We start from the raw sequence: 25,508 nt of genomic DNA on the forward strand, positions 1-25,508 counted from the left end.
AGCGCCGTTGTACACAACGGCGCTTTTTTTATTACCACATCAGGTTATTTGAATCGAACTACCAACTCATGCATGTTATCTGCAACACTTTGCAACGAACGAATACTATCACTCGATTGGTTCGATTTTTCAGAGCTTGCCACGGACAAATCAGAAATACGTACAACTTGCCTGTTAATATCTTCTGACACATGAGCTTGCTCTTCGACTGCAGCCGACATTTGCATCGCCATCTCTGAGATATTTGAAACAGCGCTTACAATGTTTGCAAACGAGTTTTCCATCTCGATGATTTTTTCCAAACCTTGCGCTGCATCTTGTTTGCCTTGGTTAGCAATAGATACTGAGCTTTTTGCGCCACTTCGAAGGGTCTCTATAATATGGTGAATGTCTTTGGTTGACCCTTGTGTTCTTTGCGCCAGTTGTCGAACTTCGTCTGCAACCACCGCAAAACCTCGACCATGCTCACCCGCTCGGGCAGCTTCAATAGCCGCATTCAAAGCCAAAAGATTGGTTTGTTCTGCAATCTGATCAATCATCTGCGCAACTTGTGCAATTTGCTCAGAACGGTCGGCCAATTCTTGTACCGTAGCCCCAATATCATCAACCGTGTCACTCAACTTACGTATTGAGTGTCGAGTCTCTTCAACGATCTTCTGCCCACTTTCAGCAGATTTAGAAGAAGACTTAGCGCTATCCGCCGTCATTTGAACATGCTCGGCAACATCATTAATCGTTGTTGTCATTTGTTGCATTGCGGCAGCAACATCTTGAGTTTCATGTTGCTGGCTAGCCATGCCTTTCGTCGTTTCAAGAGTCAATGCCAGCCCTATTTTAGACTGCTCGGAAACCTTTAAAGATTCATCTTCAAAACGCGTTAATACCGCATCCATCCTTGATATCAAGCTCTTTATACCAACATCTAGCGTAGCAACCTCTAAGCTTCGATCAGAGTAGGTAATACCAGCCAATGGATGAAGGAAGGACGTAGATAAGCGCTTCCTTAATGTCGACTGCAATTGAACACTGTTTAGTACAAACAGGCCATTTACCAACAAACTTGTTCCAGCTAGAACCCCCAAGCCATAAAGAATATTGACGCTTCCTGCCGCCGCAGCCAAAATAAGACCACCAATAGGCAGCAATACTTTCCATGACATAAAGGGGCGCGGCAACACATTTTTACCGCTAACAATGCGCTGATACACCTTTTCAGCTCGTACTACATCTTCTCGTTTGGGCACCGTTCTAACAGACTCATACCCAATGACTTTTCCTGAATCAGTGACAGGCGTCACATAAGCATCTACCCAATAATAATCACCGTTCTTGCAGCGGTTTTTTACCAACCCCATCCAGGCCTTCCCTTGCTTAAGGGTTTCCCACATGATTTGGAACGCCTCTTTCGGCATATCTGGATGACGTACAATATTATGATGACTACCAATTAACTCACTTTTATCAAAGCCGCTAATTTTTACAAAAGCATCATTGCAGTGGATTATTTGACCTTTTAAGTCTGTCGTTGTGATCAATTTTTCATTCTGAGAAAACGTTTTCTCTTGCTTCGTAACAGGCAAATTTTGACGCATAGAAAGCTATCCTTAAAACTTTACATGGGGGGCATTAACTAACCTTCAGTTGAGCATCATAAAATAAGCTTATAGTAAACTCACCCGAATTCTCATTTATCACTTTAGTAAGACTTTATTTAACCAGCGAGTAAAAACGGGCAATAAATATGTAGGTATTTGTAAAGCACCAGCGAGAGGTAAAAACGCGGGTCCTAATAAGACTCCGGCAATACTGTATGTTAATAAGACATTTCGATTACCGGAAGTAATGGCAGCAGTAAGGGCGATCGCCTTACCTTGCTTACGATAAAAAAGGTATGACAATGCAAAAAACAGGCAACACAACCCCGTGGCAATTAGAAAGTAATTCAACGCAATCAGCGGGTCCTGATCAAACAAAAGTCGAAAGCTACCGACCAACCCAAACGGAAAAGCAAACACCAATAAAATAGTGTAAGGCGATATTTTCATCAAAAATCGGCTTAGTGCCTCTTCAGGAAACAAGCGGTGAACCAAAAATGAAAACAACATTGGTCCAAAAATAAACACCATTAACCGAACAAAATAGCCAGACCAATCAAGCTCAACATGTTCTGTTTGAAAAATGATTAGAGTGATGAAAATAGAGACTGGCAAAATCAATGTAGTGGCTATCGTCATCGCCATAGCTTGCAAGCTATCAAAACCTAACGCACGTACAATGGCAGGAGTAGCAAACAAAGAACCCGTTGCAGCCACAGCAACAACCGCAAGCAGAAGATCGGAATCAAATGATAGCCACCAGCCAATAAGACTGACTACAACCATAAATACAGCCGAATGCAAAACCGCATAAAACCAGATTTCTTTACTGCTTATTCGTTTAATTAATTCACTCTGTTTCATTCCCAGCAACGTCAGCGACATTAGGGTAAATAAAACAATAGGCAAGAAAGGGAAAAAAGCGAGCGAAATAGAAGGTAATAAAAAGCCGAGCACGGCAAACACAAACATGAAAGGAAGAGAATTTCGAACGAGGAACAGCAACATGGAGCGATAACCTTAGATAAAATAGTCCATTATAAATATCAGAAGTTATCTAATTATTTTTTAGAACCACAACAAATTTTATTATTTTCAGGTAATTCTGCAAGTTCCACGACCCATCCGGCACGTGCTTGATCAAATGCAGCCCGAAGAGCATTGAGCTCATCACTCGTAACAAGTGCGCCCTCCTTTTTAAAGGCAGCTTGACGAGCCTTAGGAAATTGTATCAGATTATTCTTCATAAACTATCTCTATTAAAGCATTGTCTGGATATCTATCGGCACTCTATGGATAATCTTTAGCAAACGCAATGATGAAGCAGATGGAATCCTTATGAAGTTTTTAATATCACCAGCAAAAACACTGGACCTAACCTCCACTCCTAGTATTGATATCGTTAGTGAACCAGAACTTTTGGATGAGTCTCAACAACTCATCAATACGATCAAACCATACTCTCCCGCAGAAATAGCGTCTCTCATGAAGCTGAGTGACAAACTCGCCACGCTCAATGTGTCACGTTATCAAGAATGGCAAAAAGAACACACAGTCAGCAACAGCCGCCCAGCCATTTATACCTTTATGGGCGATGTTTACACTGGGTTGGATGCTTACACATTAAATGAAAGCGATATGAAATACGCCCAAACATCTCTGCGCATTTTAAGCGGACTCTACGGGTTACTAAAGCCATTAGATCTAATGCAGGCTTATCGGCTAGAAATGGGTACTAGCCTTAAAAACGACAGAGGCACTAACCTTTATCAATTCTGGGGAGACATCATAGTAAACAAGATTAACGACACGCTTGAGGAAGGTGAATTGTTGGTCAACCTAGCGTCAAATGAATACTTTAAAGCCGTGAATAAGAAAAAACTTACTTCGCAGTTGATTACGCCAAACTTTCTAGATGAAAAAAATGGTAAGTTTAAAGTCATCAGTTTTTACGCAAAAAAAGCTCGCGGCTTAATGGCGCGCTATCTGATAGAAAATCGCTGCGAAACACTGGATGAACTCAAGGCGTTTGATCTTGCAGGATATCGATACGATGCCCAGCAATCTACCAAGAACAACCCCGTATTCATCCGCCCAGAAAGTGCTCAACCGAAAAAATAGAAGGACCTATGGAAGCAAGCGCTAACGATGGCGCTTGCTTCTAACTCCTAAACATACTGGCCAATCGTCACTCGATCATTGCCACCTAAATCTTGAAAGCTCTCGACCGCAATAAAACCCGCTTCTACAAAACATTTTTGCACAGCGATAGCTTGATCATAGCCATGCTCAAACATCAAATAGGCGCCTTGCTTCATAAAACGAGGTGCAACTTGAATAATATGCTCAATATCTGCCATGCCATGATTTTCAGCAACTAAAGCACTTTTAGGCTCGAAACGCACATCCCCCTGAGACAAGTGCGCGTCCTCTGGATCAATATAAGGAGGGTTAGATACTATAAGGTCAAATAACTCACCACCTTCTAATGATTCAAACCAACTGCTTTGCATAAACGTTGCATTACTCAATTGATTACGCACAGCATTTCTCTTAGCAAGAGCAACTGCCTCTTCAACCAAATCGACACCAACGATAATCGACCTAGGATGCTCTGACGCCAGCGACAAGGCTATTGCGCCTGTTCCAGTACCAAGATCTAGAATGCGATTTACTTTGCTTATATCCAGCACAGACAAAGCCACTTCCACCAGCCGCTCAGTATCGGCTCGAGGAATTAATGTGCAGGGCGCCACTTCCAGATCCAAGCTCCAAAATGACTGCTCTCCCAATAAGTAAGCAACTGGCTCCCCTAACTCTCGACGAGACAACAGGACATTAAACCTTTCACTATCTCTCACACTGACCTTTTTTTCAGGCCAAGTATAAAAATAAGAAGTCGACACAGCCAAGACATGAGCAAGCAACAGCTGTGCGTCCAATAAGGCCGTCTCTGAAACAGAAGAAAGGCGCTCAGAGGCGCCTTTTAATAGTTCATCAATTCGCATGTGCGATGATTACCTTTAATAATTAGTTATCGCCACTCAGTGCTGCCAATTGCTCAGCTTGGAACTCATTCACCAACGGATTAATCAGGACATCCAAATCACCGGTTACGATTTCATCTAACTTATACAAAGTCAGGTTAATACGATGATCTGTAACACGCCCTTGCGGGTAGTTATATGTTCGGATACGCTCTGATCGATCACCACTACCAACCAAAGACTTACGCGTTTCTGATTGTTCGCTGGCTGCTTTCTCTTGCTCTGCAGCTTGCAAACGAGACGCCAGTAATGACATGGCTTTAGCACGGTTCTTATGTTGAGATCGTTCTTCCTGACACTCTACAACGACACCCGTTGGAATGTGAGTAAGACGGATAGCAGAGTCTGTTTTGTTAACGTGCTGACCACCCGCACCAGACGCGCGGAACGTATCAATACGCAGATCAGCTTTATTGATGATGATGTCATCAATTTCATCCATTTCAGGCATGACAGCCACAGTACAAGCCGAGGTATGAATACGGCCTTGAGATTCTGTCGCAGGTACTCGCTGAACTCGGTGCGCGCCAGATTCAAACTTCAACTTTGAATACGCTCCGTCACCGACGATTCGCGCTATGACTTCTTTATAACCACCATGCTCGCCTTCACTCGCGCTGACAATTTCTACTTTCCAACGTTGCGCCTCGGCATAACGAGAGTACATACGGAATAAATCGCCGGAGAAAATAGACGCTTCATCGCCACCAGTTCCGGCACGCACTTCCAAAAACACGTTGCGGGAATCATTCGGATCTTTTGGTAGTAACAATTTCTGCAATACCAACTGAAGCTCTTCTTTTTGCGCTTGACCTGCTTTGTATTCCTCAACCCCCATTTCTTTAATATCAGGGTCGGCATCTGTCATCATCAATTCAGCCTCAGCGATATTTTCATCTATTTGCTGAAACTCATTAAAACATTTAACAACAGGCTCAAGCTCAGCATACTCTTTCGAATAAGCACGAAACAATTCTTGATCCATGATGACTTCAGCAACACCGAGTAGCGCCGCCAATTCATCATAACGATCAGATAAGCTTTCTAATTTTAACTTTATCGATTCTTTCATTTTTTAATTATCTTTTTCTTCGTAGATGCCCAATACATTTGAGGCAATGGTTAATGCATGTTGGTCAGCGTCAGCTCCGGCATCGCGTAAGTAACGCGTTGGCGAGTGAATTAGCTTATTCATTAGACTATGAGCAAGTTTATTAACCACTTGCTCTGGAGACTGTCCCATCTCTAGGCCTTTAAGCGCTTTTTCCAATTCGGTATTTTTTATCGCCTCGGCAGACTGCCTAAAGGCGACTATCAGGTCTGAGACTTTTCTCGACTCAATCACTCGTCGGTAAGAGTCTACCCCTTCTTCAATCATTTGCTCAGCGGCTTTCGCCGCATCTTGCCTTGCTCTAACATTTTCTTCAATCACTGAATGAAGATCGTCAACAGTATATAAGTAAGCATCACTAACTTCGTCGACTTCAGGCTCAATATCACGAGGTACCGCAATGTCGATCAGTAACATCGGAGAATGACGACGTTTTGCCGTGGCACGCTCAACCATGCCTTTACCGATAATAGGCAGCTGACTCGCGGTCGAAGAAATGACAATATCGGCTTGAGACAAATAGTCACCGACCTCACCCAACATGATTGCCTCTGCCTTCAGCTCTGTCGCTAACGCCTCGGCTCTCGCTAATGTTCGGTTCGCAACAATAATGCGCTTGATACCATTTTCTTTGAGGTGTCTGGCAACCAACTCAATCGTTTGGCCTGCACCAATCAGCAAGGCTGTGCTGTTTCTAATATCGGCAAAAATTCGCTGCGCAAGACTGACCGCTGCAAACGCAATCGAAACTGGGTTTTCGCCTATAGCCGTATCGGTTCGAACACGTTTGGCTACAGAAAAGGTGCGCTGAAATAATGATTCTAACTCTGGGCCAATACAAGAACCTTCCTGAGACACCGCGTAAGCAGACTTAACTTGCCCTAAAATTTGAGGTTCACCAAGAATCAAAGAGTCCAAGCCAGATGCAACTCGCATCACATGACGAACACTATCGTCATCTGTGTGCGTATAACAATACTGCTGAAGATCAGACAAGGCGATACCGTGGTATTCCCCCAACCAAGCAATAACGTCACTTGCTTTGGTGAAATCTTCAACAGAACAGTATAGTTCTGTACGATTACAAGTCGAGACAATAACGGCTTCACTGGCTTTTCTTTCAGAGATAAGAGAAGACAAAGCATCAATCATTTTCTCGGGCGCAAAGGCGACGCGCTCACGTATCGAAACTGGCGCTGTTTTGTGATTTACACCTACAGTAATTAGCGGCATTCAGGACTCTTATCAAAGATCGAGATCTTAAGGTAATGACAGAAGCAAGCATTGCTCCAACATGACTCTTTACATAAAGAAGACACATTATACGAGAAATTCGCTTTTTTTCGCACCCCATATGATCAATAAAAGTAATAGGATTAGTTTATAGTTATGACTGACATAACGATCCGCTAACGATACCATAAGGGCTATATGAATTTAGCATCGAGAAAAAATATGCCTGCTGTTTTTAGGCTGACACAAAAAGTACAACATACGCCTTATAAAAAAGGGCTACTAACCCTAGTGGCTACGCTTAGCGTCACTCTTCTCAGTGCGTGCAGTCATAATACGATATCGGAAGACATTGAATCACTAACGCCTGAAGAACGATCCCTCGTCATTAAAGCAAGCAACGATGACATCGAATCTCTTCTGAACGCCGAATTTATGCTACAAAGAGAAGGCCCTAACAAAGCCTTTGAATCGTTTTATGAGTTAGCGAACAAATCAAAGGATCTCGCTCTTATAAAAAGGCTCACACAGATTGCCGTTGCTTCTCAAAATCCTATGCTGATAGAAAGAAGCTCTAACTTATGGCTTTCTGTCGACTCTACTGCAGAAGCAGCCTACGCACTAAAGATGCAAGTTCTAATACAAGGCAATCGCACAGAAGAAGTCACTACCTTGCTAACAAACGCCATGAGACATAATGTCTCTGTGCGTTTCTTGCCCATTTATCTAGAAGAAAACATTCGAGAAAATGAACAAGTTTCCACTATAGAGGAAGCCATCTCAGCCTTACCTCCAGAGCGGAAAGCCAATCAATACATTCAGTTAAGCTACGCTCATTTGTTATTACTCTCAGGAGAGTATCAACTCGCCATCACTACCTCGAAAAAGCTTTTAGAAAAATCGTCTGCAGACAAAAGCGAATCTCTCTATCTTATTTTAGCCTTCAGTCAGAAAAACCTTGGACTACTCGATGACGCGATCAAAACACTGAATTCAGCTCTAACTCACTATCCTAAAAACACAAGAATACTCACTCCCTTGATTGATTTTCTTGTTGAAAATAAACAAGCCCAACAAGGAACAGACATTTATCTAAATGCTAACTTAGAGACCCCTGAGAAGCTCCAAGTAGGCATCAATTTGATGCGCTCTCTTTTAGAGCATGATCAAGCAGAGCTAGCCTTAAATATAGCCAATAGCCTGCCACAAAAACAGCTGGGGCTTTCTGATCAAATACAGTATTTAACTGCGCTGGCTTTTTTCCAACTGGATAAAAAAGACCAAGCAATAAAAGCCATGAAAAATGTTGAAGGCGCCCTACGCTCGAATGCCACCAATCAGTTGGCCCTTTGGTTTTATGAAGACGGGATGGAGAACAGCATCAACAACATGGTGCTAACTAGAACACCGCGCGAAAATATCCCTGAACAAATAACGACAATCAGTCTACTGCACGAAGAAAAAGGCCACCCGGAGCTTTCCTTTGAACTAGTCAGTACCGCTTTAGACAAGTTTCCTGAATCTGACTCGTTGCGTTATCGAAAAGCATTACTCGCAGAAACGCTTGGCAACTGGAAAGTAACCGAAACAGAGCTTAAAACCTTATTACAAAAAGACGCTGACAATCCACAATATCTAAATGCATTAGGTTACACCTTACTCATTCGGACCTCACGAATTGATGAAGCAATGGCTTACATAGAAGCCGCTTACGAAAAAGCAGACAATGACCCAGCCATTATTGATAGTTTAGGCTGGGGATTCTTTTTAAAGGGGGAGTTCGAGCAATCGTCTTACTATTTAAAGAAAGCTTGGTCTATTTTACCCGATGCGGAGATAGGCGCTCACTACGGTGAATCTCTATGGAAACAACGCCATTACGAAGAAGCGATCTCTATTTGGAAAAGCGCCTTAGAAACATCGCCTGATACACCACTTTTAATAGATACCATTGAACGACTGTCACCGTCGTTACTTGAAGAACACAAACAGGACTCATCATCATGAATTATCGTGTACTCAGTATTCTAGCCTTAACTGCCATCATTAGTGCCTGTAGTTCTAGACCAACAGGCCCCATAACGCCACCACCAGAAAGCGTAGATGCCATTTCAAAATGGGAAACCTCGGGCAGAGTCGGCATTAGAACACAAAATGACGCAGTGTCAGGAAACTTCAACTGGCAAAAAGACCCAAACACATTCGCCTTAAGCATCGTAGGCCCCTTTGGCCAAGGCGCCACATATATGAACCAGTCGAGCAACGGTGTCGTGACTCTTGAATACGAAGACAAAGTTGTTACGGGTAACAATCCGGCTATTTTATTGCAGCAAGAGCTGGGTTGGGCATTTCCTGTCGAGCAAGTAACTTATTGGATGAGAGGGCTTGCCTATCCAAATTCAGCCTCAAAAATAACGAAAGACCCTGAAAGCCAATTGCCTAACACCATAGAGCAAGACGGATGGAAAATAACTTATAGCAATTTCACCGAAGTCGAAGGCCTATCACTACCTCAAAAAATGCAGGTATCGAACCCGCCATTTAGAGTGAATTTAATTATTAACCAATGGACTATTCAGTAACTAAGATGCAATTACCTTCTCCTGCAAAATTAAATTTATTTTTACACATTACTGGCCGACGAGAAGACGGCTACCATGAACTGCAAACTTTGTTTCAGTTTATCGATTTATGTGACACCCTAGACTTTGCACTCACACGCAATAATCGGATCACAATTACCCCTATTATTGAACAGCTGCCTATCGAAGATAACCTTATTTACAAAGCGGCAAAATTGCTTACCCCGTTTAAGAAAGACTCCTCTTTCGGGATCGATATAATCCTAACAAAACAATTACCTATGGGTGGTGGAATCGGTGGTGGCAGCTCAAATGCAGCAACGACTTTACTTGCTCTAAACGTATTATGGGAATGCCACCTTTCTTTGGAAAAACTGGCTGAATTAGGCGTGCAGTTAGGCGCAGACATCCCTGTTTTCATAATGGGGTTTGCCGCCTTTGCAGAAGGCGTCGGTGAAAAGCTACAACAAGTCGAGCTGGATACCCCCTATTTTTTGCTTATCAAGCCCAACTGTCACGTCTCAACTGGTCAAATTTTTACCGATAAATATTTGACAAGAGACACCCCTCCCATCAGAATATCGCACGCCTTGAAGCTGGGTGGGCATAATGATTGCTTAAACGTGGTAATAGCGCACAATCCCGAGGTCGAAGAAGCCTATTTATGGTTGAAAAATCATGGCGACGCAAAGCTAACGGGAACAGGGGCTTGCCTCTTTTTAGCATTTGATAATTTACACGACGCTGAACGAGTGAGATCGTCTACACCGACAAAATGGCAGAGTTGGGTTTGCCGCGGTTGTAATACATCTCCGACGCACACCGCGTTAAACCAGTGGATTGAGCAAAATAGAGGTTAGTGCATCTGAAACAGCACTCCTCAGCCAGTCTTTTATTGGCTAATAAATAGTCATCGCTACAAAATACAAAGGTATACACAGTGTCCAAGTTGATGGTTTTTACCGGTAATGCAAACCCTGAACTCGCTCGCAGGGTGGTACGCCGCCTAGGGCTACCTATCGGAAACGCAACCGTAGGTAAATTTAGCGACGGAGAGATTACGGTCGAGATCAATGAAAATGTTCGTGGTAAAGACGTTTTTATTATCCAATCCACCTGTGCACCAAGTAACGACAATTTAATGGAACTCATTGTCATGGCTGATGCGCTGCGTCGTGCATCTGCTACCCGAGTGACAGCGGTTATTCCATATTTTGGCTACGCTCGACAAGACCGCCGAGTGCGCTCTGCTCGCGTGCCTATTACCGCAAAAGTCGTTGCAGATATGATTTCAGCAGTAGGCATTAACCGCGTCTTAACGGTTGACCTTCATGCAGATCAAATTCAGGGATTCTTCGACATTCCGGTTGATAACGTTTATGCAACACCGTTATTGCTAGACGACCTACAACGTCAAGGCCATGAGAACATCACGGTTGTTTCTCCTGATGTGGGCGGTGTGGTTCGTGCTCGTGCTTTTGCAAAATTACTTGATGATGCCGACTTGGCTATTATCGATAAGCGTCGCCCTCGTGCTAACGAAGCTCAGATCATGCATTTGATTGGTGATGTAGAAGGAAAAACATGCGTCTTAGTAGATGACATGTGTGACACAGGCGGCACATTGTGCGCAGCGGCAAAAGCCTTAAAAGAACATGGCGCCGCAAAAGTGCTTGCTTACTGTACTCACCCTGTACTGTCTGGCAAAGCCATTGAAAACATTAAAAATTCCGTGCTTGATGAGTTGGTCGTGACTGATACCATCCCATTGACACAAGAGGCGCTTAATTGCCCTCAAATACGCCAATTGTCGATGTCTGACATTATGGCGGAGGCTGTTCGTCGCGTATGCAACGAAGAGTCTATCAGTGCCATGTTTGGGGCCTAAGCCAAACACTAACGCTCGGAACGGGTCGCATTTCTGGGCACAAACTTTATTAATTATTAGGAAAATACCATGTCATTATCTATTAATGCCGTAGCACGTACTCAAGAAGGTAAAGGTGCGAGCCGCCGCCTTCGTAACGAAGGCCTAGTGCCAGCTGTTATTTATGGCGGTGAAGCTGCTCCAGTATCTATCTCTTTCAAAAACAACGAGCTACTTAAAGCTGTTGGCACTCCAGGTTTCTTAACTGGTCTAGTTGAAGTATCTGTAGAAGGCAAAACTGAGCAAGTCCTTGTTAAAGCACTACAACGCCACCCATCTACTGGCGACGTTATGCACATGGACCTTCAGCGCGCACAAGCTGATAAGCCAATCACAACTCGCGTTCCTTTAAACTTCATCAACGCTGCTCAAAGTGAAGGTGTTAGTAAGCAAGGTGGTCGTTTGACTGTTGAGTCTAAATTGGCTGAAGTTCGTTGCTTGCCAGCGAACCTACCTGAAGCACTAACAGTAGACGTGATCAAAGGTCAACTTGACCAGATCTTCCACTTGTCTGATGTTATCCTTCCTGAAGGCGTAGAGCTTGTATCTTTGCTTAAAGGCGAAGATCACGACCAACCTATCGCTCGTATCGGTAAGTCTAAACGTTAAGATCTAATTGAAGGCAGTATTGTGGCAGGTTTCAAATTATTAGTAGGCTTGGGAAATCCAGGTAGCGAATACGAGAACACTCGCCACAATGCAGGCGCTCAGTGGATTGAGGCATTGGCTCGTCAGAGCCAATGCCCTCTTCGTTCTGAGAAAAAGTTTTTTGGCCAATTTGGCAAAGTTTATATAGCTGGTGAAGAGTGCTATCTCCTTATTCCCACCACCTATATGAATTTAAGCGGTAAAGCGGTTCAGGCCGTGTGCCAGTTTTATAAAATCCCTCCTGAAGAAATCCTTGTTATTCACGATGAATTAGATATTCCCCCAGGTACCGTCAAACTAAAGCAAGGCGGTGGGCATGGTGGTCACAACGGGTTAAAAGACATTATTTCAAAGCTGGCAAATAATCGAGAATTTGGCCGCCTAAGAATTGGTATTGGGCACCCTGGTCACGCCAGCCAAGTCGCTAATTACGTTCTTAAGAAAGCCGCTCCAGACGATTACACAAAAATAGAACAAACAATCGACGAATCACTGCGCTATGTTGATGACATCGTCCGCGGCAACCTTAACGCCGTGATGAATCAGCTACACAGCTTCAAAGCATAACCACTTAATTATTAGGAATCTCACTATGGGTTTTAATTGCGGCATCGTTGGGCTACCTAACGTTGGTAAATCAACTCTATTTAATGCATTAACTAAAGCCGGTATTGGCGCAGAAAACTTTCCATTCTGTACGATCGAGCCAAACGCAGGTGTTGTTGCTATGCCAGATCCGCGCTTGGATGCATTGGCCGAAATAGTTAAACCTGAACGAGTTCTAGCAACAACAATGGAATTCGTTGATATTGCAGGCTTAGTAGAAGGCGCATCAAAAGGCGAAGGTCTTGGCAATAAATTTCTTGCCAACATTCGTGAAACGGATGCGATTGCTCATGTTGTTCGTTGCTTTGAAGACGAAAACGTTATTCACGTTTCAAATCACGTTAACCCAAAACTAGACATCGAAGTTATCAACCTTGAGCTAATCTTTGCGGATATCGAGTCCATCGACAAACAACTTTTCCGCACAGCAAAAAATGCCAAAAGCGGTAACAAAGAAGCCATAGCCCATAAAGCGTTTCTAGAAAGCATCAAAGCACACCTAGAAGACGGCTTGCCAGTTCGTTCTATGACATTGTCAGACGAGCAGAAAAAAGAAGTCCGCTCTTTGCACCTGCTAACGACCAAACCAACTATGTACATTGCCAACGTGGCTGAAGACGGTTTTGAAAATAATCCATATCTTGACCAAGTACGTGAAATCGCAGAAGCCGAAGGCGCTATGGTGGTTCCTATCTGCAACCAGCTTGAAGCAGAAATTTCTGAACTAGATGCAGAAGAGATGCAAGAGTTCCTTGATGAGATGGGAATGGAAGAGCCAGGCTTAGATCGAGTCATCCGTGCAGGCTATGAATTGCTAGGCCTTCAGACCTACTTCACAGCAGGCGTAAAGGAAGTACGTGCCTGGACAGTCAAACAAGGCGCAACAGGCCCACAGGCCGCTGGTGTGATCCACACAGACTTTGAAAAAGGCTTTATTCGTGCTGAAGTCATCAGTTACAACGATTTCATCCAATATAAAGGCGAAAGCGGTGCCAAAGAAGCTGGAAAATGGCGTCTTGAGGGCAAAGATTACATCGTAAAAGATGGCGATGTCATGCACTTCCGTTTTAACGTATAACGAATAATGAAACATTTTTAGAAAAACACTTGACCCATTAACAGGTTATATGAATAATATCGCGCCACAGAGGCAGTAGATCAATTCATGTGAACTGTTTTTGTGTCAGTCTGTTGGGGTATAGCCAAGCGGTAAGGCAACGGGTTTTGATCCCGTCATGCGTAGGTTCGAATCCTTCTACCCCAGCCAACAGACAAACGGCTATGTAGCTCAGTTGGTTAGAGCACATCACTCATAATGATGGGGTCACTAGTTCGAATCTAGTCATAGCCACCAGTAATTCGATAAATTGGGGTATAGCCAAGCGGTAAGGCAACGGGTTTTGATCCCGTCATGCGTAGGTTCGAATCCTTCTACCCCAGCCATCGATTTACCATTAGTAATAGACAATACAATTAAGGCTATGTAGCTCAGTTGGTTAGAGCACATCACTCATAATGATGGGGTCACTAGTTCGAATCTAGTCATAGCCACCAGTAAAAGCACTTTTTTATTGGGGTATAGCCAAGCGGTAAGGCAACGGGTTTTGATCCCGTCATGCGTAGGTTCGAATCCTTCTACCCCAGCCATCTATGTAAATATTCTCCACAATTCCTCATATCTTTTCCTTATTTCATTGGATTTTGGCTTTCTTCCTCCTATAATTAGCCTAAATTTATCCTCTCGATCTATGGACAATACTCATGAAGAAATCGGCCCTAATCTTATCAACTGCTTTATTAGCAAGTACGGCAAACGCTGACGTTCTTGGTGTTACTGCTGAAGCTGGATCTTACCTTATCAATGATGGTGATGATTTTAACTCATACTTCGGCATCGCTCTAGAGCACCCTATCCCACTTATTCCAAACCTTCGCATACAACATCAATCATTAGAAAGTAAAGATAGCAACAACTCTTACGACCTCCCTTTTAATGATTACACTCTCTATTACGAGCTTTTGGATGGGTTAACATTAGTACATTTGGATGTAGGTGCAACGTTCAGAAAAATCGATCATGATAACTCAGACATCGGTGGCACTTACCCATTACTATATGCGTCTGCTTTCTTAGACATCCCAGGCACTGTTTTATCAGTTGGCGCCGAAGTGAAAACAGGTGGCAATAGTGATGCAGATATTACCGACACGACCTTCAAAGTTAAATTCCAACCACTGGTCTTTGCCGGACTAGAGCTAGGTTACAGAACGATCAAAGAAGACTTTAAATCTAACGGAAAGGTTGAGCCAAAAGGTCTTTTCATTGGTGCATTTGTAGACTTCTAAGTCTCTTAAATAAAAAAATCCCGCTGAGGTCTGTTATGCCTCAGCGGGATTTTTCATTTCAGAGACCTGCTAATTCGCTTTTGAAAAACCAATAAGACCATCATCAGATAATCCAGCAACAATACTATCACCCACTACAAAATTCCCAGATAACAATTCATTAGCCAATGGATTTTCTATCAATTTCTGTATTGCCCGCTTTAATGGCCTAGCGCCATAAACTGGGTCGTATCCAACCTCAGCAAGCTGATCTGCTGCAGCATCAGTAAGAGTCAAAGACATCCCCATCTCAGCCAATCTCTCATTAAGATGAGCAAGCTGCACTGTCGCAATACCTTTGATTTGAGACCTCATCAGAGGATGGAAGACGACAGTTTCATCAATACGGTTAATAAACTCTGGACGGAAGTGCATTCCTACTACCTCCATTACTTTCGCTTTAATCTCATCGTATTGGTCAGCCGACTGATATTCCTGAATTAAATCCGACCCAAGGTTAGAGGTCATGACAATCACCGTATTTCTAAAATCAACAGTGCGCCCCTGTCCATCAGTTAGTCGTCCATCATCCAAAACCTGCAATAGAATATTAAAAACATCTGGATGAGCTTTCTCGACCTCGTCAAGTAGCAACACAGAGTACGGGCGACGTCTCACAGCTTCTGTAAGATAACCACCCTCCTCGTAACCTACATAACCTGGAGGCGCTCCTATCAAGCGTGCGACCGAATGCTTCTCCATAAACTCTGACATATCGATCCGAACCATCGCCTGTTCGGTATCAAAAAGGAATTTCGCAAGGGATTTACATAATTCCGTTTTACCAACACCTGTCGGCCCCAAGAACAAAAACGAGCCGTTTGGACGATTCGGATCGGCTAGACCTGACCTTGAACGACGAACCGCATTTGAAACCGCCCGAATCGCCTCATCTTGTCCCATTACAGACTCATGCAATGCTTCTTCCATTCGCAGCAGCTTGTCACGCTCACCTTCCAACATTTTATCGACTGGGATGCCTGTCCATCTAGAAACGACCGTGGCGATCTCCTCTTCAGTCACACGCCTTTTTAGCAGCCGTGTTTCCGTTGTTTCCTCGGCCTTGCTCGCTTTTTCGATTTCAGCCTCCAACATTGGAATGACGCCATACTGAAGCTCTGACATTTTGGCTAAATTTCCGCTTCGACGGGCCTCTTCCATTTCGTGGCGTACTGACTCTAACTCCTCTTTGAGCTTCTGAGCCCCTTGAACAGCCGCTTTCTCCGCATTCCAAATTTCTTCTAAATCCGAAAATTGTTTCTGCAGGTTATCTATTTCTACACCCAATTCCTCTAATCGTAATTTGGAGGCTTTGTCTTTCTCTTTCTTCAAAGCCTCTTTTTCAATTTTCAACTGAATTAGACGACGCTCCAAACGATCCATATCCTCTGGTTTTGAATCCATCTCCATACGAATACGACTGCCCGCTTCATCAATAAGGTCAATTGCCTTATCCGGCAACTGTCGATCCGTTATGTAACGCTGCGAGAGCTTCGCTGCAGCGATAATCGCGGAGTCAGTGATGTCTACGCCATGGTGAACCTCATAACGCTCCTTTAAGCCCCGCAGAATAGCGATAGAATCCAACACACTCGGTTCTTCTACCAATACTTTCTGGAAACGTCTTTCCAATGCCGCATCTTTCTCAATAAACTGACGATATTCATTCAACGTAGTGGCACCAACACAGTGTAACTCACCACGAGCAAGCGCAGGTTTAAGCATATTACCTGCGTCCATTGAGCCCTCAGATTTACCCGCCCCCACCATGGTGTGAATTTCGTCAATAAATAAGATCACCTGCCCTTCTTGCTTCGCCAGTTCATTCAACAAAGCTTTTAGGCGCTCTTCAAACTCACCACGATATTTAGCCCCAGCAATTAACGCCGCCATATCAAGGGACAAAACACGCTTATTCTTTAAACCTTCCGGCACCTCACCATTAATAATTCGTTGCGCCAAACCTTCAACAATAGCGGTCTTACCAACACCTGGCTCACCAATTAAGACAGGGTTATTTTTACGTCGACGCTGTAGCACCTGAACCGTACGGCGAATTTCATCATCACGCCCAATGACTGGATCCAGCTTACCTTCGGCCGCTCTCGCTGTAAGATCAACTGTATATTTATCTAACGCTTGTCGATTTTCTTCTGCATCAGGATCATTCACCGAATCGCCACCTCGAATACCATCAATAACAACGGCAATATCGGATTTAGTAACGCCACTGGCCTTTAGGCTTTTGGCAAGATCGTCCTTGCCATCAAACATTGCCATCAAAACCAATTCGGAAGAGATATATTGGTCTTTTCGTTTCTGCGCTTCTTTATCAGCAAGGTTAAGCAATCGCCCCAACTCTGGAGACATCTGCACATTGCCATCATGGTCATTCACTTTAGGAAGACGGGATAAAAGCTCATTCAAACTTTCACGAAATTTAGCAACGGGAATACCAGCTTGCTGAAGAATCGGGCGCGTACTACCGCCCTGCTGATCAAGCAAAGCCATCATTAAATGAAGTGGTTCGATATAGGAATGATCTTGTCCAAGCGCAATCGATTGAGCATCGGAAAGCGCTAACTGTAATTTACTGGTTAAACGATCTATACGCATAATCTGACATCCTTTATAAACATAAGATGAAATATTCAATTACGATCTTAATAATCCCGAAAACCAGCTTTTCAAGATGATAGGTGTCATTTTTTTGACACTGGTCACATTAATTGAAAATATCTTATTCTTTTAGCCAAATAACAGAGGCCATTCGCCCAGTCATTCCTTCTCGACGATAAGAAAAAAAGCGCTCACTGTCTGTAAAAGTACAATAGTCACCGCCATAAATTTGCTTAACACCTGCAGATAATAGACGCTGTCGAGCTAGCAGATACAAGTCGGCAAACCACTTTCCCGCTCGCATAGAAGAGCCAAATGCTAATTCAGCCTGAGGATCAACCGACATAAAAGCCTCTTTCACCTCATCACCTACTTCAAATGCACTCGGCCCAATAGACGGCCCCAACCAAGCAATCACATCGTCTTTCTCATCAAATTGAGCCAATGTCGATTCCAAAACACCTGAACACAATCCACGCCAGCCTGCATGCGCGACGGCCACTTGAGTTCCTGACAGATTACAAAAAAACACAGGCAAACAATCAGCGGTGAGCACAGCACAAACTTGATTAACAGTCCGAGAAGTTGCGGCATCGGCACTTTTTAGAGGTAGACCACATGGCAACTGAACAACCTCTGTACCATGAACTTGATTTAGCCAAACCGCAGAGTCCGGCATATCAATATATGAAGCAAACAATTGTCGATTTTGCTTAACCGCTGCAGGATCATCATCTACATGCAAGCCCAAGTTAAGCCCATCAAAAGGCGGATTACTAACACCACCAACACGTGTCGACACATAAGCACAAACTGACACAGGCGCAGGCCAAGTTGGCAAAATATATGAAGAAAATTGAGAAGCCATCAAATCCCTCGCAAGCAAATAACAAAAAGGCAGCTCGAAGCTGCCTTTAGAGAATACATCATTCTATTAAAAATACTCAGAATCGTTACTGCCTGATTCCACCATATCTTTCTTTAACGCCTCTAGCAATTTTTGCATATCTTCAGGCAAATCAATTTCCCATTGCATCCATTCCCCTGTAATAGGATGGGAAAGCTCTAGCTTTTTCGCATGCAGAGCTTGGCGGCGGAAATGACGTAGCTCATCCTGCAATTCTGGAGAGCAAGCTTTTGGCATTTTTAAACGGCCACCATATTGAGGGTCTCCCACCAATGGATATTGAATAAACGCCATATGAACTCGAATTTGATGAGTTCGTCCTGTTTCAAGCTTTAAGCGGATATGTGTGTGATTTTTAAAGCGTTCAACCAAACGGTAATGCGTTACAGCATCTTTCCCATTTACAGGCTCTACCGCCTGCTTTTGGCGATTATGTGGATGGCGACCAATAGGCTCATCTACAACACCACCACCAGTCATCACACCAATAGAAATCGCTTCATACTCTCGGCCCATACTGCGCTCTTGCAATTGAGCAACTAGGTCCGTTTGAGCCGCCAGTGTTTTTGCAACCACCATCAAGCCCGTTGTTTCTTTGTCTAAACGGTGCACAATACCAGCTCGAGGAATGTGCGCTGTTTCGGGGGCGTGATGAAGAATAGCGTTCATCAAGGTGCCATCTCTGTTACCGACAGCAGGGTGAACCACCAAACCAGCAGGCTTATTAACGATCATAATATCATCGTCTTCATAGACAATATCAAGATCCATCTCTTGGGCTTCATGGTCCTCTTGAGCCTCAATAACAATATCCAGAGACACCGTTTCACCACCAAACAACTTCTCTTTAGGCTTCGTGATTTTTCCGTCAACTTTTAAAACCCCTTCCTTAATCCATGACTGGATACGAGAACGGGAATAGTCGCTAAACAATTCTGTTGCAATTTGATCAAACCGACTTCCTCCCAAATCGAAAGGAACTAAGGCTTCTTTTACTATTCGCTCTGCCATACAATGTACTTTAATCTGTTGTTATCAGCCCAATAAACTTATCATTGGGCTAAATGTGAAAAAACGTGTAGCGCCTTGCTCTTCTTCATCTTTCGCAGTATAACGCTACAAAATGCCGATTGAGGCCAATCTACTACCATATCAAGGTTTTGATTATACATGGGATTTCATCACTCGTTGCTCCGATTCTCTGGAATAGTTAGTTTTTCTTTATTCATTGCTGCCTGTTCAAGCACTCAAGTACAGGAACCAGACTTGCCTGAACGCGTTTATTACGACAAAGCGCAACAAGCATTGGAAGACAACCTTCCGTCCACGGCGATAAAACATCTGAAAGACTTAGACTCACGTTACCCATTTGGCGAATTCAGTACTCGTGCAGAACTGGACTTGATCTATGCCCAAATGGAAGCAGGCGATTTCATTGCTGCGCACTCTACTACCGAGCGTTTCATCAAAAATCACCCCGAACATGATTCTATCGATTACGCGTACTACATGCGCGCTCTATCCACCTACAAAGGCGCTGAAACCTTTATGTCTCGCTACTTGGATTTAGACCCAAGCGAAAGAGACTCAAAAGAATTATCCAAAGCCTTTAATGAACTTGCAGACTTCACATCACGCTTTCCAAACAGCCAGTATGCGCCAGATGCAAAAGCCCGCATGTTGCATTTACGTGAAATGATTTCGCGACATGAACTGAAAGTAGCGAATTACTATTTAAAAAGAAAGGCACCTCTTTCTGCATTACGTAGAAGCCAAGAAGTGATTTTACACTATCCTAGCACCCGATCTGTCGAAGAAGCACTTGCTATCAGTATTCAGTCTTATATGGACTTAGAGCAAACGGATTTAGCAAATACGAATTTAGCTGTATTAAAACAAAACTTTCCTGAATCCAAGTATCTAGATGAAGAAGGTAAATTCATTCAGCTTGAACTACCAAGTGACGCAGATCCTAGCTTTCTATATTGGATAACGTTTGGCTTAATCGGCTAGACAATAATCTAGGCTACTGATTGGGTGGGAACACAACTTCTTCCTGCCCGATCTCCCAAGTAGAATACTTTTTCATCACAATATCTTTAAAGAGTGATGAGTCTAAAAACCTTGCTAGCCATAACTTAAGGTGATGATAAGGTGATTCATCAAAACGCTTTTGATCTACACCTGCAAATTGGCGAACAAAAGGGAATACTGCAATATCAGCAACACTCACATTTTCACCAAATAAGTAAGTCTTATTCGCCAAACGCTGATTCAAGCGCTTCAAGAACACTTCACCTTTTTCATAATAGTAGTTTTGACTGTATTCAGGATGACGATCGGCATATTTATAGCGATCAAGCCATATCTTAAAAATATGATCATTGTATCGAACCCACGCCATCATGTTGTTTTTTTTCGTCGATTCATTCGGCCATATACGCTCTATATCTAGCCCATGCTCGACCCTTGATAGTGCCCAGAATATAATATCCAAGCTTTCCGGGTAACGGTTTCCTTCAGTATCAACCAGTTGAGGAACGCTAGACCTCCCCCCCAACGACAACAAAGCCTGTGGCTTACGTTTTAGATCAACTTCCCTTAAATAGACATTCACTCCCAACAGTGAAAGGGTATACCTTGCTCGAATGGCATAAGGGCAGCGCCTAAATGAGTATAAAACAGGAAACAACTCCTCCTCCTATAAAACCTATATCTGAAATTTGAAGCGTAAAAAAGCCATGTTACCAGTACGCTAAATAATTGAAATGGAGCGCAATGGATACATGGCTTTTTAAAAATGGAACTAAATTAATTATACAATAGTTACATTTTCAGCTTGAGGACCTTTTTGACCTTGAGTCACTTCAAAAGTAACACTTTGACCTTCTTGTAAAGTACGACGACCAGTACCATTTATAGCACGAAAGTGAACAAAAACATCTGCACCGCCTTCACGCTCAATAAAACCAAACCCTTTTTCGTCATTAAACCACTTAACAATTCCTGAAACTAACTGATCTGACATAATAACCTCATTTTATGCTGCTCTTAATGAGCAATCTTTTTAACTAAATTAAAACTCTACTCGTCTTAAAAAAGACAATATCCAGCTAATTCATAAGTACATTAGTACTAATAAATATAGCCACATATTGATAATAAGTTGTTAGAAATAAAATAGGAAGCACATATAAGTCGAGATTTTGGAGGCATCACATAACTAACCTCCCTAGTCATAAAATGACGGACATTGACAGCATGCAAAATCGACAAGCACCAAAAGAGAACACTAAGAAATAAAAAGAAACGATAAAGCACCAAAGAAATGCAGAATGGAATAGAATTTGCTTAAAAAGCACTAGATGATAAAAAAACACGCCATTTTCTTTTAAAAAAGCCCTAAACAAGGGCAAAAAAAGAGAACGGGCAACCATATAAGTGCAAAAAACAATAGGAGTTACTCCGTGTCACCCATAAATAGTGCAGTCGAAATGTTGGTATCCAGCTCAAACACTCTTTTTATTCTACTTGGGGCTGTTATGGTCTTTGCTATGCATGCTGGCTTTGCTTTTCTTGAAGTAGGAACCGTACGTCACAAGAATCAAGTCAATGCTCTGGTTAAAATCATGACTGACTTTGCCATATCTGCGCTTGTCTACTTCTTTGTTGGCTATCAAATCGCTTATGGCATTACTTTTTTTGATAGTGCGGTCGTTTTATCTCAAAATAATGGATATAGCCTGGTTAAGTTCTTCTTTTTAATGACATTTGCTGCTGCAATCCCCGCTATCATCTCTGGTGGCGTTGCTGAACGAGCCAAGTTCTACCCTATGCTAATATCTTCAGCGATGATAGTTGGTGTTGTGTACCCATTCTTTGAGGGTATTGTCTGGAATGGTAACTATGGCTTTCAAGGTCTATTAGAAAGCCAATTTGGAGCCCCATTTCATGATTTTGCTGGCTCCGTTGTTGTGCACGCGTTTGGGGGCTGGGTCGCTCTTGCAGCAATTGTTTTACTCGGCACTCGACGTGGTCGATTCAAACAAGGAAAGCTCGTTGCCTTCGCCCCTTCCAACATACCTTTTCTTGCCCTTGGGGCTTGGATCCTTTGTATCGGCTGGTTTGGCTTTAATGTTATGTCAGCACAAACGCTGGATGGCATCAGCGGACTCGTCGCCGTAAATTCTTTAATGGCGATGGTGGGTGGTATCATTACCGCGATGATATTTGGCAAAAACGACCCAGGCTTCATACATAACGGCCCACTGGCCGGATTGGTGGCCATTTGTGCTGGATCAGACATAATGCACCCAATAGGGGCGCTAGCAACAGGCGCATTTGCGGGTGCTATATTTACCTTGCTATTTACCTATGTTCAACAAAACTTCAAGAATACAGACGATGTACTCGGTGTATGGCCATTACACGGAGTTTGTGGTGCATGGGGAGGTATTGCAGCGGGTATATTTGGCGCTGAATCATTTGGCGGTCTAGGTGGTGTTAGCTTTATCTCACAGCTCATTGGAAGCTTGGCAGGTATTGCTGTAGCCAGCCTAGGTGGCTTTGCTGTTTATGGCGCAATAAAAGCCATCAGCGGACTACGTCTAAATGAGGAAGATGAATTTAATGGCGCGGACTTATCTATTCATAAAATAGGTTCGATAGGAAAAGAGTAACCCATTTTTTCTACTCAACCAATCTTAAAGAGCTCTTCTTGTCAGTGTGCTACCTACACAAAACAAGAGGGGCTTTTTAGTGCATAATAGAGCCCGCTATGATTACAATCCCACAACAAACGTCTACCTAGGTAAAAGAGATACATGATTATTTGGCTGCTGACACACAGTGAAGAGCTCAAAAAGAAAACTGGAACAGGGAAATTAGTAGAAGAGATAATGGGGACTGATTGCAAAGTCATTATCTGGTCCCGTGTTGCGCCTAACCCAGACATAATCAACCTACCTCTGAATAATAGCTTGCTTATCTTCCCAGACAACAATACAGACTCAGCACAAAGCAACCAACTCCCACTCAACATAGAGAACATTATTGTCATTGACGGCACTTGGCAGCAAGCACAAAAAATGTACAACCAGTCTCCATATCTAAAAAAGTTTACCCACTATGAAATCAAAGACATGAAGTCCGTTTTTAGTAAACGCAGAAATCAAAAGACAACCGGTCTTTGTACAGCAGAAGTGGCGATTCATCTTTTAAACGAATACGGCCACCCATTAGCACCGGCCTTACAGAACAGATTCACAGAATTTAATCAGTAACGCGGACTCGAATTTCACCGATGGAATCAACCCAAGCTGTCATTTCATCACCAGAAATAACAGGCCCAACATTCTCAGGCGTACCTGTCATGATTAAGTCTCCAGGTCGCAACTCAAATACCTCAGACAATTTACAGATAACTTCTTCTATTGACCAAGTTAGATTGGAGATATGACTAATCTGCTTCAAATCATCATTCACCTTTAACCCAATCTCAGCATTCAATATTTGTTTAGTCAACAGATCTGTTTTCAGGAGAATTGGACTGATTGGCGCAGATTCATCAAATGATTTTCCAACCTCCCATGGACGGCCTTTCTTCTTAGCCTGCGCCTGAAGATCTCGTCGAGTCATGTCTAAGCCAACAGCGTAACCAAGAACAGCATCAGCAGCTTGCTCCAGCGTTAGGTTACGCCCTCCACGACCAATCGCCACAACTAATTCAACCTCATACTCAAACTGCTTAGAAGCCATGGGATAACGAATAGACACCGCTTCAGAAAAACCAACAGGCACAACATCAGCTGCACCTTTAGCAAAGAAAAATGGCGGATCTCTTTCAGGGTCATCACCCATTTCTCTTGAGTGCTCAGCATAATTACGGCCGACACAGAAAACTCGGCCTACAGGGAAGCACTCATCGCTTTCAACTATCGGCAGAACCACTCTTTTTTGCTCTGGTACAATATATTTCACTAATGCCTCAATATTTTCATTAACAGACGATTTAGAAGTGCCCCGATTTTAGCCAAATAAAACAGCTCGATTCTACACTCCACTCCTTTGACAAAAATTGCGGCTCTCGCAACCACATGCCAGATGACAATAAAAGCTCACCGTAACGAGCTTGCCCTGAGATAATAAATAACTCAACCGCATCAGGTAAGTCTAATTCACCTAATAAATTGTCACCATTCTGAATCCTAACAAGCCAAACACGCTCCATACCCAATGTATACAGCGGCAAAATCTCGGATTCATTAGACGACCAGATTTTAGGGGTATTTACAGAAACTTGATTTAAGTCGGACGACTGAAACTGGTGCAGCTTGACGAGCAATAAGCACCCTTTTTCACTATGGGGCGCATGACTAGTGCCAGGGGGGTTCCTAAAATAACTACCGGCCTCGAAGTCGCCTTGCTGATCGGAAAAAACACCTGATAGCACCAATATTTCCTCACCCAAAGGATGTGGGTGTGGGCGAAAAACTGACCCTGCCTCGTACTGTACAAGGCTAGTTGCGTGACCTCGTTCAGCCTCTTCTCGCGCCAAAGGCTTCCTAAACACACCCGACATTGGACTTGCTACCCAATCAAGTTTATTTGTATCGATCAATACAGCTTGGGTAAAGTCCATATTAAGCATAACAACCGCCAATCAAAGTAAAAATCCAGTGTAACGGTTTGGTCAAATAACAATCAAGTATTTGTAATGCCAAGGCTGGGCACTTTTTTACATAAAAAAGGCACTTAGTGTTTCCACCAAGTGCCAAAATGTTCCAACAATCGCCTACAAGAGAAGAAATATGGAACCTTGAATGATCGTACTTAACATAAGGCTCCCA

The 25,508-nt window shown here is 43.2% G+C and carries 25 protein-coding genes and 5 tRNA genes; 17 read left to right on the plus strand and 13 right to left on the minus strand.

What is annotated here, in order from left to right; genetic code table 11:
- Window positions 1-44 precede the first annotated feature (44 nt).
- The 3 genes from C1X04_RS14720 to C1X04_RS14730 form a co-directional block, all read right to left on the minus strand.
- Complete coding sequence (locus C1X04_RS14720) at window positions 45-1,592, minus strand: PAS domain-containing methyl-accepting chemotaxis protein (RefSeq protein WP_137170332.1); 1,548 nt, start codon at window positions 1,590-1,592, stop codon at window positions 45-47.
- 99 nt (window positions 1,593-1,691) lie between these two features.
- Window positions 1,692-2,603, minus strand: a complete 912-nt coding sequence (locus C1X04_RS14725; RefSeq protein WP_137170333.1) for a hypothetical protein — start codon at window positions 2,601-2,603, stop codon at window positions 1,692-1,694.
- A gap of 53 nt (window positions 2,604-2,656) precedes the next feature.
- On the minus strand, window positions 2,657-2,842 hold the full coding sequence (locus C1X04_RS14730; RefSeq protein ID WP_110577422.1) for a hypothetical protein: 186 nt from the start codon (window positions 2,840-2,842) through the stop codon (window positions 2,657-2,659).
- Window positions 2,843-2,933: 91 nt separating this feature from the next.
- Between C1X04_RS14730 and yaaA the strand changes: the two genes are divergently transcribed.
- Window positions 2,934-3,716, plus strand: coding sequence for a peroxide stress protein YaaA (gene yaaA, locus C1X04_RS14735; RefSeq protein WP_137170334.1), 783 nt, complete (start codon window positions 2,934-2,936; stop codon window positions 3,714-3,716).
- 47 nt (window positions 3,717-3,763) lie between these two features.
- Here yaaA and prmC read toward each other — a convergent pair whose 3' ends face one another.
- Genes prmC through hemA form a run of 3 tightly spaced genes read right to left on the minus strand, consistent with a single transcriptional unit; the run spans window position 3,764 to window position 6,986 of the window.
- The gene (gene prmC, locus C1X04_RS14740) at window positions 3,764-4,603 is read right to left on the minus strand and encodes a peptide chain release factor N(5)-glutamine methyltransferase (RefSeq protein WP_137170335.1); all 840 of its coding nucleotides are present in this window, start codon (window positions 4,601-4,603) and stop codon (window positions 3,764-3,766) included.
- Between the two features lie 22 nt (window positions 4,604-4,625).
- On the minus strand, window positions 4,626-5,714 hold the full coding sequence (gene prfA / locus C1X04_RS14745; RefSeq protein WP_110577425.1) for a peptide chain release factor 1: 1,089 nt from the start codon (window positions 5,712-5,714) through the stop codon (window positions 4,626-4,628).
- A gap of 3 nt (window positions 5,715-5,717) precedes the next feature.
- Window positions 5,718-6,986, minus strand: coding sequence for a glutamyl-tRNA reductase (gene hemA / locus C1X04_RS14750; protein ID WP_110577426.1), 1,269 nt, complete (start codon window positions 6,984-6,986; stop codon window positions 5,718-5,720).
- A 198-nt stretch (window positions 6,987-7,184) separates the two neighbouring features.
- Here hemA and C1X04_RS14755 point away from each other — a divergent pair, with 198 nt between their 5' ends.
- From C1X04_RS14755 to C1X04_RS14815, 13 genes are all read left to right on the plus strand, one after another.
- The gene (locus tag C1X04_RS14755; protein ID WP_137170336.1) at window positions 7,185-8,993 is read left to right on the plus strand and encodes a tetratricopeptide repeat protein; all 1,809 of its coding nucleotides are present in this window, start codon (window positions 7,185-7,187) and stop codon (window positions 8,991-8,993) included.
- On the plus strand, window positions 8,990-9,568 hold the full coding sequence (lolB, locus tag C1X04_RS14760) for a lipoprotein insertase outer membrane protein LolB (RefSeq protein ID WP_137170337.1): 579 nt from the start codon (window positions 8,990-8,992) through the stop codon (window positions 9,566-9,568). The genes C1X04_RS14755 and lolB overlap by 4 nt, the downstream gene beginning before the upstream one ends.
- On the plus strand, window positions 9,553-10,428 hold the full coding sequence (gene ispE / locus C1X04_RS14765; RefSeq protein ID WP_137170338.1) for a 4-(cytidine 5'-diphospho)-2-C-methyl-D-erythritol kinase: 876 nt from the start codon (window positions 9,553-9,555) through the stop codon (window positions 10,426-10,428). The genes lolB and ispE overlap by 16 nt, the downstream gene beginning before the upstream one ends.
- A gap of 80 nt (window positions 10,429-10,508) precedes the next feature.
- Complete coding sequence (locus C1X04_RS14770; RefSeq protein ID WP_110577430.1) at window positions 10,509-11,456, plus strand: ribose-phosphate diphosphokinase; 948 nt, start codon at window positions 10,509-10,511, stop codon at window positions 11,454-11,456.
- A gap of 69 nt (window positions 11,457-11,525) precedes the next feature.
- The gene (locus C1X04_RS14775) at window positions 11,526-12,104 is read left to right on the plus strand and encodes a 50S ribosomal protein L25/general stress protein Ctc (RefSeq protein WP_110577431.1); all 579 of its coding nucleotides are present in this window, start codon (window positions 11,526-11,528) and stop codon (window positions 12,102-12,104) included.
- Window positions 12,105-12,125: 21 nt separating this feature from the next.
- Window positions 12,126-12,710 (plus strand): aminoacyl-tRNA hydrolase, encoded by a 585-nt coding sequence (pth, locus tag C1X04_RS14780; RefSeq protein WP_110577432.1) that lies wholly within the window; start codon window positions 12,126-12,128, stop codon window positions 12,708-12,710.
- A gap of 25 nt (window positions 12,711-12,735) precedes the next feature.
- On the plus strand, window positions 12,736-13,827 hold the full coding sequence (gene ychF, locus C1X04_RS14785; protein WP_110577433.1) for a redox-regulated ATPase YchF: 1,092 nt from the start codon (window positions 12,736-12,738) through the stop codon (window positions 13,825-13,827).
- Between the two features lie 114 nt (window positions 13,828-13,941).
- Window positions 13,942-14,016 (plus strand) — tRNA-Gln (locus C1X04_RS14790).
- 10 nt (window positions 14,017-14,026) lie between these two features.
- A tRNA-Met gene (locus tag C1X04_RS14795) sits at window positions 14,027-14,103 on the plus strand.
- A 14-nt stretch (window positions 14,104-14,117) separates the two neighbouring features.
- Window positions 14,118-14,192: transfer RNA gene (locus C1X04_RS14800), tRNA-Gln, on the plus strand.
- 34 nt (window positions 14,193-14,226) lie between these two features.
- Window positions 14,227-14,303, plus strand: a tRNA-Met gene (locus tag C1X04_RS14805).
- Between the two features lie 18 nt (window positions 14,304-14,321).
- A tRNA-Gln gene (locus C1X04_RS14810) sits at window positions 14,322-14,396 on the plus strand.
- Between the two features lie 114 nt (window positions 14,397-14,510).
- Window positions 14,511-15,095 carry a TIGR04219 family outer membrane beta-barrel protein gene (locus C1X04_RS14815; protein WP_137170339.1) on the plus strand — a complete coding sequence of 195 codons (585 nt, stop codon included), beginning with the start codon at window positions 14,511-14,513 and terminating at the stop codon, window positions 15,093-15,095.
- A 69-nt stretch (window positions 15,096-15,164) separates the two neighbouring features.
- Here the strand turns inward: C1X04_RS14815 and clpB are convergent, their stop codons facing one another.
- From clpB to rluD, 3 genes are all read right to left on the minus strand, one after another.
- Window positions 15,165-17,750: an ATP-dependent chaperone ClpB gene (clpB, locus tag C1X04_RS14820; protein WP_137170340.1), complete on the minus strand. Its 2,586-nt coding sequence runs from the start codon at window positions 17,748-17,750 to the stop codon at window positions 15,165-15,167.
- A gap of 124 nt (window positions 17,751-17,874) precedes the next feature.
- Entirely contained in the window at window positions 17,875-18,621 is a 747-nt protein-coding gene (gene pgeF, locus C1X04_RS14825) for a peptidoglycan editing factor PgeF (protein ID WP_137170341.1), read from the minus strand.
- 66 nt (window positions 18,622-18,687) lie between these two features.
- Entirely contained in the window at window positions 18,688-19,671 is a 984-nt protein-coding gene (rluD, locus tag C1X04_RS14830; protein ID WP_110577462.1) for a 23S rRNA pseudouridine(1911/1915/1917) synthase RluD, read from the minus strand.
- 159 nt (window positions 19,672-19,830) lie between these two features.
- Between rluD and C1X04_RS14835 the strand changes: the two genes are divergently transcribed.
- The gene (locus C1X04_RS14835; RefSeq protein WP_110577461.1) at window positions 19,831-20,673 is read left to right on the plus strand and encodes an outer membrane protein assembly factor BamD; all 843 of its coding nucleotides are present in this window, start codon (window positions 19,831-19,833) and stop codon (window positions 20,671-20,673) included.
- Window positions 20,674-20,686: 13 nt separating this feature from the next.
- Here C1X04_RS14835 and C1X04_RS14840 read toward each other — a convergent pair whose 3' ends face one another.
- Together C1X04_RS14840 and C1X04_RS14845 are read right to left on the minus strand one after the other, a co-directional pair.
- Entirely contained in the window at window positions 20,687-21,352 is a 666-nt protein-coding gene (locus C1X04_RS14840) for a glutathione S-transferase (protein ID WP_137170342.1), read from the minus strand.
- 123 nt (window positions 21,353-21,475) lie between these two features.
- Window positions 21,476-21,688, minus strand: coding sequence for a cold-shock protein (locus C1X04_RS14845; RefSeq protein ID WP_110577459.1), 213 nt, complete (start codon window positions 21,686-21,688; stop codon window positions 21,476-21,478).
- 439 nt (window positions 21,689-22,127) lie between these two features.
- On the opposite strand from C1X04_RS14845, the gene C1X04_RS14850 reads away from it, so the two are divergent.
- Together C1X04_RS14850 and C1X04_RS14855 are read left to right on the plus strand one after the other, a co-directional pair.
- Complete coding sequence (locus C1X04_RS14850) at window positions 22,128-23,339, plus strand: ammonium transporter (RefSeq protein WP_137170343.1); 1,212 nt, start codon at window positions 22,128-22,130, stop codon at window positions 23,337-23,339.
- Between the two features lie 144 nt (window positions 23,340-23,483).
- Window positions 23,484-23,942, plus strand: a complete 459-nt coding sequence (locus tag C1X04_RS14855) for a tRNA-uridine aminocarboxypropyltransferase (RefSeq protein ID WP_137170344.1) — start codon at window positions 23,484-23,486, stop codon at window positions 23,940-23,942.
- Here C1X04_RS14855 and C1X04_RS14860 read toward each other — a convergent pair.
- Both C1X04_RS14860 and C1X04_RS14865 read right to left on the minus strand, forming a co-directional pair.
- A complete protein-coding gene (locus C1X04_RS14860; RefSeq protein ID WP_137170345.1) occupies window positions 23,932-24,639 on the minus strand; it encodes a fumarylacetoacetate hydrolase family protein in 708 nt (235 codons plus the stop codon). The genes C1X04_RS14855 and C1X04_RS14860 overlap by 11 nt on opposite strands.
- Window positions 24,640-24,670: 31 nt before the next feature.
- A complete protein-coding gene (locus C1X04_RS14865; RefSeq protein ID WP_137170346.1) occupies window positions 24,671-25,309 on the minus strand; it encodes a cupin domain-containing protein in 639 nt (212 codons plus the stop codon).
- Window positions 25,310-25,508 lie beyond the last annotated feature (199 nt).

The organism is Marinomonas sp. FW-1 (genome assembly GCF_005222245.1).
Taxonomy (GTDB): Bacteria; Pseudomonadota; Gammaproteobacteria; order Pseudomonadales; family Marinomonadaceae; genus Marinomonas; species Marinomonas alcarazii.

Coding starts and splice junctions, on each gene's coding strand:
- C1X04_RS14720 (WP_137170332.1), bottom strand. CDS start 1,592: ATGCGTCAAAATTTGCCTGTTACGAAGCAAGAGAAAACGTTTTCTCAG.
- C1X04_RS14725 (WP_137170333.1), bottom strand. CDS start 2,603: ATGTTGCTGTTCCTCGTTCGAAATTCTCTTCCTTTCATGTTTGTGTTT.
- C1X04_RS14730 (WP_110577422.1), bottom strand. CDS start 2,842: ATGAAGAATAATCTGATACAATTTCCTAAGGCTCGTCAAGCTGCCTTT.
- yaaA (WP_137170334.1), top strand. CDS start 2,934: ATGAAGTTTTTAATATCACCAGCAAAAACACTGGACCTAACCTCCACT.
- prmC (WP_137170335.1), bottom strand. CDS start 4,603: ATGCGAATTGATGAACTATTAAAAGGCGCCTCTGAGCGCCTTTCTTCT.
- prfA (WP_110577425.1), bottom strand. CDS start 5,714: ATGAAAGAATCGATAAAGTTAAAATTAGAAAGCTTATCTGATCGTTAT.
- hemA (WP_110577426.1), bottom strand. CDS start 6,986: ATGCCGCTAATTACTGTAGGTGTAAATCACAAAACAGCGCCAGTTTCG.
- C1X04_RS14755 (WP_137170336.1), top strand. CDS start 7,185: ATGAATTTAGCATCGAGAAAAAATATGCCTGCTGTTTTTAGGCTGACA.
- lolB (WP_137170337.1), top strand. CDS start 8,990: ATGAATTATCGTGTACTCAGTATTCTAGCCTTAACTGCCATCATTAGT.
- ispE (WP_137170338.1), top strand. CDS start 9,553: ATGGACTATTCAGTAACTAAGATGCAATTACCTTCTCCTGCAAAATTA.
- C1X04_RS14775 (WP_110577431.1), top strand. CDS start 11,526: ATGTCATTATCTATTAATGCCGTAGCACGTACTCAAGAAGGTAAAGGT.
- ychF (WP_110577433.1), top strand. CDS start 12,736: ATGGGTTTTAATTGCGGCATCGTTGGGCTACCTAACGTTGGTAAATCA.
- C1X04_RS14815 (WP_137170339.1), top strand. CDS start 14,511: ATGAAGAAATCGGCCCTAATCTTATCAACTGCTTTATTAGCAAGTACG.
- clpB (WP_137170340.1), bottom strand. CDS start 17,750: ATGCGTATAGATCGTTTAACCAGTAAATTACAGTTAGCGCTTTCCGAT.
- pgeF (WP_137170341.1), bottom strand. CDS start 18,621: ATGGCTTCTCAATTTTCTTCATATATTTTGCCAACTTGGCCTGCGCCT.
- rluD (WP_110577462.1), bottom strand. CDS start 19,671: ATGGCAGAGCGAATAGTAAAAGAAGCCTTAGTTCCTTTCGATTTGGGA.
- C1X04_RS14835 (WP_110577461.1), top strand. CDS start 19,831: ATGGGATTTCATCACTCGTTGCTCCGATTCTCTGGAATAGTTAGTTTT.
- C1X04_RS14845 (WP_110577459.1), bottom strand. CDS start 21,688: ATGTCAGATCAGTTAGTTTCAGGAATTGTTAAGTGGTTTAATGACGAA.
- C1X04_RS14855 (WP_137170344.1), top strand. CDS start 23,484: ATGATTATTTGGCTGCTGACACACAGTGAAGAGCTCAAAAAGAAAACT.
- C1X04_RS14865 (WP_137170346.1), bottom strand. CDS start 25,309: ATGCTTAATATGGACTTTACCCAAGCTGTATTGATCGATACAAATAAA.